Origin of the sequence: Stenotrophomonas aracearum (genome assembly GCF_031834615.1) — a bacterium.
In the GTDB taxonomy this organism is placed as follows: domain Bacteria; phylum Pseudomonadota; class Gammaproteobacteria; order Xanthomonadales; family Xanthomonadaceae; genus Stenotrophomonas; species Stenotrophomonas aracearum.
Genome location: NZ_CP115543.1, coordinates 1533335 through 1545582 on the forward strand (window position 1 = coordinate 1533335; position 12248 = coordinate 1545582).

Sequence of the window (12248 nt, forward strand, 5' to 3'; positions counted from 1 at the left end):
ATCATGCCCACCTCACCGTGTGCCGTAGGCTGCCGAGGAATCCATGTCGTCCCCTGCCGTTCCCGACCTGCCCATGGCCTCGCTCGCTCTGTGCAGCGAACAGGAGGTCACGCGGCTGGTGCACGACTTCTACGCCCGGGTGCGCCAGGACCCGCAGCTGGGCCCGGTGTTCGACGCCCGCGTCCACGACTGGGATGCGCACCTGGCCCAGCTGGTCGATTTCTGGTCGGCCATGCTGCGCGGTACGCGCCGCTTCAGTGGCAACCCGATGTCCAAGCACATGGCCATGCCCGAGCTGGAGCGCGCGCTGTTCGATCGCTGGCTGCTGCTGTTCAGCCAGACCACCGCCGAATCGGGCAACCCGCCGATGCAGCGCCTGGCCGACGACGTGGCGGTGCGGATTGCCGACACCTTCTGGCGGCGCATCCAGATGCAGCGCTGGCCGGAACTGCCGGTCGTGCGCACTCTGCGCCCGGATTGATCTGGCTCAATGCGTGAAGGCGCCCGGGCGCGCACGCTGGCGCCATGGACACCCTTTCGCCTGCCGCCGCCGGGCTTGCCTGGCACTTCGATCCCGAGCTGCTGCGCCGCCATGACCGGCCCGGGCCGCGCTACACCTCGTACCCGACTGCGCCGCACTTCCACGACGGCTTCGGTGAGCACGGCCTGCGCGCGGCGATCGCCGACAGCAACGCGCAGGCGCTGCCGCTGTCGCTCTACGTGCACGTGCCTTACTGCAGCAGTCCCTGTTTCTATTGCGGCTGCAACCGGGTCATTACCCGCGACCATGGCAAGGGCATCGCGTACGTGGCGCGCGTGCTCAGCGAAGCGGACCTGATCGCGCCGTTGTTCGATCCCTCGCGGGAGGTGATCCAGCTGCACCTGGGCGGTGGCACGCCGAACTTCCTGGCGCGTGCGCAGATGCGCGAACTGATCGACGGCCTGCGCCACCGGTTTTCCTTCAGCAGCGCCGCCGACCGCGACTTCTCGATCGAACTGGACCCCCGTTTCGTCAGCCGCGACGATATTGCCGAGCTCGGCGCGCTGGGGTTCAACCGGGCCAGCCTGGGCATCCAGGATTTCGACCCGGTGGTACAGCGGGCGATCAATCGCGAGCAGGGGGTGGAGGCAACGCTGGACGTGCTGCGTGCCTGCCGCGAACACGGCCTGTCCTCGGTCAACGTCGATCTGATCTACGGATTGCCGCACCAGACACTGGATGGCTTTGCGCGCACGCTGGAAACGGTGCTGCGCGAACGCCCCGACCGTCTGGCGATCTACGGGTACGCGCACCTGCCGAACCTGTTCAAGGCGCAACGGCAGATACCGGATGCGTCGCTGCCCAGCCCGGAACAGAAGCTGGCCCTGCTGGGCCTGGCGGTACGGCGGTTGTCGCTGGCGGGCTATCAGTACATCGGCATGGACCACTTCGCGCTGCCCGGTGAGAACCTGGCGCGCGCGCAGCGTGCCGGCCAGCTGCACCGCAACTTCATGGGCTACACCACGCACGCCCAGACCGACCTGGTCGGGCTGGGCGCCAGTGCGATCAGCCGCATCGGCAGCAGCTACAGCCAGAACCCGCGCGACCTGCCGGGCTGGGAAAGCGCCGTGGACAGCGGCCGGCTGCCGGTGTGGCGCGGCCTGACCCTGGACGCCGACGACGAACTGCGCGCCGAACTGATCAACCAGCTGATGTGCCAGGGCGAAGTAAACGGCCGCGCCCTGGGCGCGCGCCATGGTGTCGATTTCGACCAGTATTTCGCCGATGCCCTGGTGTCCCTGTCCGCGCTTCAGGCCGATGGGCTCGCCGAATATCGCGACGGCACGGTGCGCGCTACCGAACGCGGTCGCCCCCTCCTGCGCCTGCTCGCCATGTGCTTCGACCGCTACCTGGCGCAACCCGAACAGCCGGTGCGCTACTCGCGGGCGATCTGAGGCGGCGCTTTCTGGCGCAGGCAATGAAGTGTCTGGTGCCCGGAGCCGGAATCGAACCGGCATGGGGTTGCCCCCGGCGGATTTTAAGTCCGATGCGTCTACCAGTTTCGCCATCCGGGCGCGCTTGGCGGGGTGAAGTGTAGCGGAAAGCAGGCCCGGCGCTGCGCTAGCATGGTGCAACCCTCCTGCCCGGATCCGCTGGCCATGCTCGAGCTGCATATCGGCAACAAGAACTACTCCTCGTGGTCGATGCGGCCGTGGGTACTGATGACCCAGGCCGGCATCCCGTTCACTGAGGTGGTGCTGCGCTTCGACAGCTTCGACCCGGACTCGCAGTTCAAGCGCAGTGCCGAGGCGTTGTCGCCCTCGGGCACGGTGCCGGTGCTGGTGGATGGCGAGCGGGTGGTGTGGGATTCGCTGGCCATTGCCGAGTACCTGGCCGAGGGCTTCCCCGAACTTGCGCTGTGGCCAGAGGACCGCGGCGAACGTGCGCTGGCGCGCAGTGCTACCGCCGCCATGCACAGCGGGTTCGGCGCGCTGCGCTCGCATTTCCCGATGAACATCGAAGCACGGCTGCCGGAGATCGGCGCGCGCGTGCTGCGCAACCAGCCGGACGTGGTCGCCGATCTGCAACGCCTGCAGGCGCTGTGGGAACGCCTGCTGGCGCGCCATGACGGCCCGCTGCTGTTCGATCGTTTCAGCATCGCCGACGCCTTCTTCGCGCCGGTGGTGATGCGCCTGCACACCTATGCGGTACCGGTCTCGCCGCGCGTGGCGTCCTACATGCAGCAGGTGCAGTCGCTGCCGGGCGTACAGGCCTGGGTGGCAGCGGCGCTGGAAGAACACGACTTCCGGCCGTTTGAAGAACCGTACCGGCAGGCGCCGGACGGAGCCTGAGCATGGCCCGGGCGATCGCAGCAGGCGTCCTGCTGGCGGGGTTGGCCTGCGCCGGCCTGTCCGAGGGCAGGGCGCAATCGTCGCCGCCGGAGGTGGTCGACCTGGCCCCGGTGGTGGTGTCCGGGGTGCAGCCCGGGCCCGGCATGTGGCAGGTGCGCAACGCCCAGGGCCACACCCTGTGGATCCTGGGCACGGTGTCGCCATTGCCGGCCAGGCTGGACTGGCGCGCCGACGAGGTCGAGGCGGTGATCGCCAGTGCCGACGCGGTACTGGGTTCGCCGGGCTGGTCGCTGGATGCCGACGTCGGCTTCTTCGGTCGGCTGACCCTGCTGCCGTCCGCGATGAAGGCCGCGCACGATCCTGAAGGGCGGCGCCTGCAGGACATTCTTCCCGCCGATCTTTACGCGCGTTGGCAGCCCCTAAAGCAGCGCTACCTCGGTCGCGGCGATGGCGTGGAAAAAGACCGACCGCTGGTGGCGGCGACACGGCTGTACGCCGCCGCGCTGGATGAGGTCGGGCTGACCCCGCGTTCGGGCGTGGGAAAACAGCTGTCGAAGGCCTACAAGCGACGCGGGTTGACGCCGGTCGTGACCAAGGTCGAGATCGAGGTCGACGATCCGCGCAAGGCATTGAAGGAAGTGCGCGCCAGCACGCTGCAGGACGTGACCTGCCTGCAGCGCACGCTGGACGTGGTTGAACACCAGTTGCCGCTGCTGGTTGAACGCGCCAATGCATGGGCCGTAGGCGACACCAAGGCGTTGCAGCAGCTGGCATTGAAGAGCCAGTACGACGCCTGCGTCGGCGCCATTGCCAGCAGCGAGCTTGGACAGCGACGTGGCATGACCCAGCTGGACGCGCGCGCGTCCGCGAAGTGGCTGGCCGCCGCACGCGACGCATTGGCCCGCCACCCGGTGACCTTCGCCACGGTGCCGGTGCATTCGCTGGTCGAGCCGGGTGGGTATCTCGACCGGCTGCGCCAGGCCGGCTACACCGTGCAGTCGCCCTGAGCATCTGGCCGCGCGTCTTTTCCACCGCGCGCGCTTCATGGCATAGTCGTCTGGACAACACCGGGGGTGCATATGGCATTGCACGCGTTCGCCTACGTCAGCGAAGCGGTCGAAGGAATCGACGGGTCGGACATCGACCGCATACTCGCCGCCGCATCGAGCTTCAACAAGGTCACCGGTGTCACGGGTGTCCTGATGTTCGACGGCCAGCGCTTCCTGCAGTACCTGGAAGGGCCGGATGATGGCGTGGCCTCGGTCGAACAGCGGGTCTTGAACGCCCGCAGCCACCTGCGCGTCCGCGCGCTGGCCCGTGGCGAAGTGGCCACCCGCCATTTCCCGCGCTGGACCATGGCGTCTTCCCGGATCGACCCGGAGGTGATGAGCGCGATCGTCGATGCCGAGTGGCTGGGATTCAGCGCGGCCCCACCGGTGGAGGGTCAGCGGCGGGTGGGTTTCGCACGCCTGCTGGAACTGTGGACCGGCGTTTCCGGCGAGCTGGAGCCGGCCGCGGTGACCCTCGGTTCGTGATTGCGTGCGCGCCGTAACAGAAAGATCACAGTGCAGCGCCTACGATGTGTCTACCAGCTGTGACCGGTCCGGGGGAGGCCCCCGGGGTTGTCTGAAAGGGTAGTAACCGCAGCTGGACCACTTTGTTGGCCGTCGTCCGTACTCTCCGCGGGCGGCGGCTTTGTTCTTTGTAGGCCTGCCTGCGACACGTTAGGCTTGTCGCACCTGCATCCTGCCTCCTGGCCACGAATGACCGAATCCAACCTGCCGTTCCCGCACGCGGCCAGCGCCGCCGCGCAGGCGCGCATCTGCGTCATCGGGCTGGGCTATGTGGGCCTGCCGCTGACCGTGGCCTTCGGCGCGGTGCAGCCGACACTGGGCTATGACATCGACGCTGCACGGGTCGCCGAGCTGCAGCAGGGCCGCGACCATACCCTGGAGCTGGAACCGCAGGAACTGGCGGCCGCGGTGCACGCGCGCTACAGCGCCGACCCCGACGACCTGTCCGACTGCAACGTCTACATCGTCACCGTGCCGACGCCGATCGATGCACACGAGCAGCCCGACCTCGGCCCGCTGCGCGCCGCCAGCATCCTGATCGCCAGCGTACTCAAGCGCGGCGACCTGGTGATCTACGAATCCACCGTGTATCCGGGCACCACCGAAGAAGTGTGCGTGCCCCTGCTGGAAGCCGGCTCGGGCCTGCGCTTCAACCAGGACTTCCACTGCGGCTACAGCCCGGAACGGATCAACCCGGGCGACCGCCAGCGACGCCTCGCGGACATCCGCAAGATCACCTCCGGCTCCACCGCCGAAGTGGCCGCGGTGGTTGACGCGCTGTATGCGCGCATCATCCATGCCGGTACCTGGCCGGCGCCGTCGATCCGCGTGGCCGAAGCGGCCAAGGTGATCGAGAACATCCAGCGCGACGTCAACATCGCGCTGGTCAATGAACTGGCGTTGATCTTCGACCGGCTCGGCATCGACACCCAGGACGTGCTGGACGCGGCCGGCAGCAAGTGGAACTTCCTGCCATTCCGGCCGGGCCTGGTGGGCGGGCACTGCATCGGCGTGGACCCGTACTACCTGCTGCACAAGTCCGAAAGCGTGGGCTACCACCCCGACCTCATCCACACCGCGCGCCAGGTCAACAACCGGGTCGGCGCGCACGTGGCGCAGCGGGTGCTGGCGCTGCTGCAGGCGCGGGGCCACGCGTTGCCGCAGGCGCGCGTGCTGGTGCTGGGCGTGACCTTCAAGGAGAACTGCCCGGACCTGCGCAACAGCCGCGCGCTGGAGCTGGCCCAGGCCCTGCAGGACGCCGGTGCCCAGGTGCAGGTGCAGGACCCGTGGGTGGGGCCGGCCACGCTGCAGGGCAGCGGCCTGCACTGGGTGGATACGCCGGACCCGCAGGGCTACGACGCAGTGGTGCTGGCGGTGGCGCATGACCGCTTCCGGAACATGGACCGCGCCGCGATCCAGGCGCTGCTGCGCCCGGACGGGGTGGTGTACGACGTGAAATCGGTCTGGCCGCGCGATGTGGTCGACGACCGGCTGTAGACCGGAACGGTTGTAGACTCCGCCGCATGTGTTGATTGAGGAACGCCATGCACCGGTACCTGGCCTACGTGCTCGCCATCCTGTTGTTCCCGCTCTGCGTCTGGCTGGCCACGATCTGGCCGGCCTGGTACTGGGGCGTGGGGATCACCGCGGCCATGATCGCGATCGGCACCTGGGACCTGGTCCAGAAGCGCAGCACGCTGCGCCGCAACTACCCGGTGCTGGCCCACTTCCGCTATGGGCTGGAATCGATCGGGCCGGAAATCCGCCAGTACTTCGTGCAGAGCGACCTGGAAGACGTGCCGTTCTCGCGCCAGCAGCGCGCGCTGATCTACCAGCGCTCCAAGAATGAAATGGACGTGGTCCCGTTCGGCACGCTGCGCAGCACCTATGCGGTGGACTACGAGTGGATCAATCACTCGCTGGCGCCCACTGAAGTAGCCGACCATGACTTCCGCGTGCTGATCGGGCCGAACTGCGCCAAGCCGTATTCGGCCAGCGTGTTCAACATCTCGGCGATGAGCTTCGGCTCGCTCTCTGCCAATGCGATCCGCGCGCTCAATGAAGGCGCGCGGCGCGGTGGGTTCTATCACGACACCGGCGAAGGCTCGATCTCGCCGTACCACCGCGAAATGGGCGGCGACCTGGTGTGGGAGATCGGCTCGGGCTACTTCGGCTGCCGCGACGAACACGGCGCTTTCAGCGAAGAGCGGTTCGTGGCCAACGCCAACACCGACCAGGTGCGCATGATCGAGATCAAGCTGTCGCAGGGCGCCAAGCCTGGCCACGGCGGCGTGCTGCCGGCGGCCAAGGTCAGCGCCGAGATCTCGGTCACGCGCGGTGTGCCGATGGGCGTGGACTGCGTGTCGCCGTCGAAGCACTCGGCGTTCAACACGCCGGTGGAACTGCTGCAGTTCGTGGCGCGGCTGCGCGAACTCTCCGGCGGCAAACCGGTGGGATTCAAGCTTGCGATCGGACATCCGTGGGAGTGGTTCGGCATTGCCAAGGCGATGCAGGAAACCGGGCTGCTGCCGGACTTCATCGTGGTCGACGGCGCCGAGGGCGGAACCGGCGCGGCACCGGCGGAGTTCATCGACCATGTCGGCGTGCCGATGCACGAGGCGCTGCTGCTGGTGCACAACACGCTGGTCGGGCTGGACCTGCGCGACCGCATCCGGGTCGGCGCGGCCGGCAAGGTCAGCAGTGCGTTCGAGATCGCCCGCACCATCGCGCTGGGCGCGGACTGGTGCAACGCCGGTCGCGGTTTCATGTTTGCGCTGGGCTGCATCCAGTCGCTGAGCTGCCACAGCGACCGCTGCCCGACCGGCATCGCCACCCAGAATCCGAACCGCTGGCGCCACCTGGACGCGGCCGACAAGGCCACCCGCGTGCACAACTACCACGAGAACACGCTGCGCGCGCTGCGCGACCTGCTCTGTGCGGCCGGCCTGCAGCACCCGGCCGAGCTGGGCCCGGAGCACATCGTGCGTCGCGTCTCCCCGGTGGAGATCCGCTCGCTGGCCTCGCTTTACCGCTACCTCAGCCCCGGCGAACTGTTGCGCCGCGTCCCCGACCACGCCGTCTTCCACGACTTCTGGTCCGACGCCCGTAGCGACTCCTTCGAGCCGCCCGCGCGCATCCGGGCATTGAGAAACAGCAAATCGCGGTAGCGATTTGCGGTAGTGCCGGCCGCCGGCCGGCTCCTCGCGGTCCTGCATCGTGCGGAGCCGGCCGGCGGCCGGCACTACGGTTGGACGCGACTCAAATGGTCGATAACCCCACGCCCAGCCCGCAACCCGCTCGCAAAGCACGCGGTCAACAGGTAACCCCCGGTCGGCGCTTCCCAGTCCAGCATCTCGCCGGCACAGAACGTTCCGGGCATCGCGCGCAGCATCAACTGCGGATCCAATGCCTCCAGCCGCACCCCGCCGGCGGTACTGATCACCTCGGCGATTGGACGCGGCCGCAGCAGCGACAGCGGCAGGCGCTTCAGCGCGGTGGCCACGGACTCGGCCGGCAGGTCGCCCGCCTGCCTGCCCAGCACCTCGAACAGCAGCGCCGACTTCACCCCGCCCAGGCCTAGCTGGCGACGCAGGTGTTCGCCGAAGCTGCGGCCCTGGCGCGGCTTGCGCAGCTTCTCCAGCACCTGCGCGTCGCTCTGCCCGGGCAGCAGGTCCAGCTGCACGACCACCTCGCCATCGCGCGCCAGCGAGTCGCGCAGGTCGGCCGCCATCGCGTACACCAGGCTGCCTTCGATGCCGTCGGCGCTGATCACGCATTCGCCCTGCTGCGAACGCGGCTGGCCGTCCAGCGCGGTCCAGTGGGCCACCACCGGCTTGAGCGGCGCACCGGCCTGGCGTTCGCGGAAGTAGGGCGTCCAGGCGATGTCGAACCCGCAGTTGGCCGGCTTGATCGGCGCGATTTCCACGCCGCGCGCGGCCAGCGGTGCCACCCACGCCGCATCCGAGCCGAGCTCGGGCCAGCTGCCGCCGCCCATCGCCAGCACCACGGCATCGGCCTGCACGCGCGCCACGCCGTCCGGCGTATTGAACTGCAGCGCGCCGTCCGCGTCCCAGCCGGTCCAGCGATGCTGCACGTGGAAACGCACTCCGGATTCCTTCAGGCGGCGCACCCAGCCGCGCAGCAGCGGCGCGGCCTTGCGGTCCATCGGAAACACCCGGCCGGAGCTGCCGACATAGGTGTCGATGCCGAAGCCCTGCGCCCACGCGCGCAGCGCGGGGCCGTCGAAATCGGCGAGCCACGCGCCAACCTCCGCAGCGCCCTCGCGGTAGCGCGCCACGAACACGTCCAGCGGATCGGAATGGGTCAGGTTCAGGCCACCCTTGCCGGCGATCAGGAACTTGCGCCCGGGCGAGCCCTTGGCCTCGTACACGTCCACGGCATGGCCGGCGGCGCGCACGGTTTCGGCCGCCATCAGCCCGGCCGGGCCGCCACCGATGATGGCAACGCGTCGCATCGCGGGTACGGCTTCGTCCATGCCGGTCAGCGCGGCTTGACGTCAAGCAGCTCCACGTCGAACACCAGCGAGGCGTTCGGCGGGATCGGGCCGGCGCCGGAGGCGCCGTAGCCGTATTCGGCGGGGATCATCAGAGTGCGCTTGCCGCCGACCTTCATGCCGGCAAACCCTTCATCCCAGCCCCGGATGACCTGGCCCTTGCCCAGCCCGAAGCTGAACGGCTCGCCGCGGTCGACCGAGCTGTCGAACTTCTCGCCGTGCTTGTCGGCCGCTTTCTCGTCGTACACCCAGCCGGTGTAATGGACCACGATGGTGCTGCCCGGGGTGGCCTCGGCGCCGGTGCCGGGCTGGGTGTCGATCTTCTCGAACGCGGCGATGCTGCCACCCGGCGGCGGGCCGGGCGGGGTACAGGCGGCCAGGAGCGAGAGCAGCGCGGGAACCAGCAGGAATTTCGGCAGACGACGCATGGGCGGCACCGGTGGTAAAGGGGGACGCAAGGGTAGCGCATCGCCGGGCGCTATCATGGGCGCATGTCGAAACTGCTGCTCAACCTGCGCAACGTCGCGGACGATGAAATCCAGGACGTGACCGCCCTGCTGGACCAGGCGGGCATCGCCCATTACTGGACCGAGCCCAGCCCCTGGGGGATCTCGTTCGGCGGCATCTGGGTGAGTGACGACGGCGACCAGCCGCGCGCCAAGGCGCTCATGGCCGAGTACCAGCAGGCGCGCAGCGTGCGGGTCCGTGCAGAGCGCCAGGCCGCCTTGGCCGATGGCAGCGCGGAGACCTTCGGCACGCTGCTGCGGCGCCGCCCGCTGTTCGTGGTGGCGGTGCTGGCCGGCATGCTGGCCGCCGCCGCCCTGGTGCTGCTGCCGTTCGTGCTGCTGCGCGGGTGAGCGCGGGGTAAAATGGGCGGATGATCGCCAATACCGCCGCCTACCACTTCACCCCCGTTGCCGACCCGGACGCGCTGTGCGCCACGCTGCTGGCGCGCGCCGAGGCCGCCGACCTGCGCGGCACGGTGCTGGTGGCAGGGGAGGGCATCAACCTGTTCCTGGCCGGCAGCGAAACGGGCATCGACGGCTTCTACGCCACCTTGCACGCCGATCCGCGCTTCGCCGGGATGCGGGTCAAGACCAGCTACAGCCGGATGCAGCCGTTCGCCCGGCTCAAGGCCAAGGTCAAGCCGGAGATCATCAGCTTCCGGATCGATGACGGCCAGCCGCTGGCCTATCCGCGCGCGCCCTCGGTAGACCCGGCTACGGTGCAGCGCTGGCTGCGCCAGGGCCACGACGATGACGGCAAACCGGTGGTGATGCTCGACACCCGCAACACGCAGGAGATTGAGTTCGGTACCTTCCAGGACGCGCTGGTGCTGCCGATCACCAAGTTCACCGACCTGCCTGACGCCCTGGCCCCCCACCGCGACGCGCTGCGCGACAGCACGGTGGTCAGTTTCTGCACCGGCGGCATCCGCTGCGAAAAGGCAGCGCTGTGGATGCGCAACGACGGCATGGACAACGTGCTGCAGCTCGAAGGCGGCATCCTCGGCTATTTCGAGGCGGTTGGCGGCGAAGGCTACGACGGCCGCTGCTTCGTCTTCGACGAACGCGTGGCGCTGGACCCGGCGCTGAACCCCATGGTCGATCACGCCGCGGAATGACCCGCGCGGGAATCAGCATCCCGCCAACGCCCATGGAATCGGCCGCTGGGCACCCCATCTCAGGTGCATAACCTGGAATGGAACGCGTCCATGCAATTGTCGATTCTCGATCTGGCCCCGGTCTGCGAAGGCAGCGACACCACCGGCGCCTTCGCCAACATGCTCGACCTGGCCCAGCACGCCGAAGGCTGGGGCTACCACCGCTACTGGCTGGCTGAACACCACAACATGCCCGGTATCGCCAGCGCTGCCACGGCGGTGCTGATCGGGCACGTGGCCGGCGGCACCCAGCGGATCCGGGTCGGCGCCGGCGGCATCATGCTGCCCAACCACTCCCCGCTGCAGGTGGCCGAGCAGTTCGGCACGCTGGCCTCGCTGTACCCGGACCGGATCGACCTCGGCCTGGGCCGCGCGCCGGGCACCGACCAGCCGACTGCACGTGCGCTGCGCCGTTATTTCGACAGCGCCGACCAGTTCCCGCAGGACGTGCGCGAACTGCTGCACTACTTCGAACCGGCCCAGCCGGGGCAGGCGGTGCGCGCGGTGCCGGGCGCGGGGATTCCGGTGCCGGTGTGGCTGCTGGGCTCGAGCCTGTTCAGTGCGCGCCTGGCCGCTGCGATGGGCCTGCCGTTCGCCTTCGCTTCCCACTTTGCGCCCGACGCAATGGATGAGGCGCTGGCGGTGTACCGCCGCGAATTCCGTCCTTCCCAGTACCTGACCGCGCCGTATGCGGTGCTGGGCCTGAACGTAGTCGCCGCCGAATCCGAAGCCGAAGCCAAGCGCCTGTTCACCACGCAGCAGCAGAGCTTCGTCAACCTGCGGCGCGGCAAGCCTGGCCTGATCCCGCCGCCGATCGACGACATCGAGGCGTTCTGGCAGCCGCACGAAAAGCTGGGCGTGCAGAACGCGCTGGCGTGTGCCGTTGTGGGCGACCTGCGCCAGGTCAGCGAAGGCATGGCCGCGTTTGCCGCGCGGCACAAGCCGGACGAACTGCTGCTCACCGCCAACATCTACGACCACGGGGCGCGCAAGCGTTCGTTCGGGTTGGCTATGCAGGCGTGGCAGTCCGCGCAGCGCACCGCCACGCTGTGACCTGCGAAGGCGACGTGACCAATCGGTTCACGTCGCCATTCCGGCATTTCCGGTGAGATGAAGCTCCCAAATGCAGGAGCTTCACCATGGCCGAGCACGATCGCCAGCAGCACATCAAACAACTGGCCGAACTGATCCGCGGCGTGGACATCGCCATGTTCACCACCACCGGCGTCGACGGCCGGCTCTACAGCCGTCCGCTGGGCACCCAGGAAGTCGAGTTCGATGGCGACCTGTGGTTCGCCACCGCCGCCGACAGCCCCAAGGTGGCCGAGATCGCGCTCAATCCGCGGGTCAACGTGGCCTACGCCTCGCAGTCGAAGAACACCTATGTGTCGGTCGCCGGCATCGCGCGCGTGGTCGACGATCGTGCCAAGGTCGAGGAACTGTGGTCGCCGCCGATGAAGCTGTTCTTCCCGGGTGGCAAGGACGATCCGAACCTGCGCCTGATCCACGTCAGCGCCGAGTCGGCCGAATACTGGGACGGCCCGGGCACGCTGCTGGGCAAGGCGCTGAGTTTCGTGTTGTCGGCAGTGACCGACGAGCCGGGCGCGTTGTCGGACAACGGCGTAGTATCAGGGTCATACCGGTAGCGCCGGCCGTTGGCCGGCCC

At 68.6% G+C, this 12248-nt stretch carries 13 protein-coding genes and 1 tRNA gene; 11 read left to right on the plus strand and 3 right to left on the minus strand.

What is annotated here, in order from left to right:
- Window positions 1-43: 43 nt before the first annotated feature.
- Window positions 44-481 (plus strand): group III truncated hemoglobin, encoded by a 438-nt coding sequence (locus tag PDM28_RS07095; protein WP_311184289.1) that lies wholly within the window; start codon window positions 44-46, stop codon window positions 479-481.
- 44 nt (window positions 482-525) lie between these two features.
- Entirely contained in the window at window positions 526-1935 is a 1410-nt protein-coding gene (gene hemN, locus PDM28_RS07100) for an oxygen-independent coproporphyrinogen III oxidase (RefSeq protein WP_311184290.1), read from the plus strand.
- A 33-nt stretch (window positions 1936-1968) separates the two neighbouring features.
- Here hemN and PDM28_RS07105 read toward each other — a convergent pair.
- Window positions 1969-2055, minus strand: a tRNA-Leu gene (locus PDM28_RS07105).
- 84 nt (window positions 2056-2139) lie between these two features.
- On the opposite strand from PDM28_RS07105, the gene PDM28_RS07110 reads away from it, so the two are divergent.
- From PDM28_RS07110 to PDM28_RS07130, 5 genes are all read left to right on the plus strand, one after another.
- Entirely contained in the window at window positions 2140-2832 is a 693-nt protein-coding gene (locus tag PDM28_RS07110) for a glutathione S-transferase family protein (RefSeq protein ID WP_311184291.1), read from the plus strand.
- Between the two features lie 2 nt (window positions 2833-2834).
- Complete coding sequence (locus PDM28_RS07115) at window positions 2835-3839, plus strand: TraB/GumN family protein (protein WP_311184292.1); 1005 nt, start codon at window positions 2835-2837, stop codon at window positions 3837-3839.
- Window positions 3840-3911: 72 nt separating this feature from the next.
- Window positions 3912-4367, plus strand: coding sequence for a BLUF domain-containing protein (locus tag PDM28_RS07120; RefSeq protein WP_102945805.1), 456 nt, complete (start codon window positions 3912-3914; stop codon window positions 4365-4367).
- 228 nt (window positions 4368-4595) lie between these two features.
- Complete coding sequence (locus tag PDM28_RS07125) at window positions 4596-5903, plus strand: nucleotide sugar dehydrogenase (RefSeq protein WP_311184293.1); 1308 nt, start codon at window positions 4596-4598, stop codon at window positions 5901-5903.
- Window positions 5904-5950: 47 nt separating this feature from the next.
- The gene (locus PDM28_RS07130; protein WP_311184294.1) at window positions 5951-7573 is read left to right on the plus strand and encodes an FMN-binding glutamate synthase family protein; all 1623 of its coding nucleotides are present in this window, start codon (window positions 5951-5953) and stop codon (window positions 7571-7573) included.
- Between the two features lie 74 nt (window positions 7574-7647).
- On the opposite strand, the gene PDM28_RS07135 is transcribed toward PDM28_RS07130, so the two are convergent.
- A complete protein-coding gene (locus tag PDM28_RS07135; protein ID WP_311184295.1) occupies window positions 7648-8901 on the minus strand; it encodes a TIGR03862 family flavoprotein in 1254 nt (417 codons plus the stop codon).
- A 5-nt stretch (window positions 8902-8906) separates the two neighbouring features.
- Window positions 8907-9347 (minus strand): FKBP-type peptidyl-prolyl cis-trans isomerase, encoded by a 441-nt coding sequence (locus PDM28_RS07140; RefSeq protein WP_102945801.1) that lies wholly within the window; start codon window positions 9345-9347, stop codon window positions 8907-8909.
- A gap of 63 nt (window positions 9348-9410) precedes the next feature.
- Here PDM28_RS07140 and PDM28_RS07145 point away from each other — a divergent pair, with 63 nt between their 5' ends.
- The 4 genes from PDM28_RS07145 (at window position 9411) to PDM28_RS07160 (ending at window position 12228) form a co-directional block, all read left to right on the plus strand.
- Window positions 9411-9776, plus strand: coding sequence for a DUF6164 family protein (locus tag PDM28_RS07145; protein WP_311184296.1), 366 nt, complete (start codon window positions 9411-9413; stop codon window positions 9774-9776).
- A gap of 20 nt (window positions 9777-9796) precedes the next feature.
- Window positions 9797-10543, plus strand: a complete 747-nt coding sequence (locus PDM28_RS07150; protein WP_311184297.1) for a sulfurtransferase — start codon at window positions 9797-9799, stop codon at window positions 10541-10543.
- 90 nt (window positions 10544-10633) lie between these two features.
- A complete protein-coding gene (locus PDM28_RS07155; RefSeq protein ID WP_102945798.1) occupies window positions 10634-11635 on the plus strand; it encodes an LLM class flavin-dependent oxidoreductase in 1002 nt (333 codons plus the stop codon).
- Window positions 11636-11721: 86 nt separating this feature from the next.
- Window positions 11722-12228 (plus strand): pyridoxamine 5'-phosphate oxidase family protein, encoded by a 507-nt coding sequence (locus tag PDM28_RS07160; RefSeq protein WP_311184298.1) that lies wholly within the window; start codon window positions 11722-11724, stop codon window positions 12226-12228.
- Window positions 12229-12248: the final 20 nt, after the last annotated feature.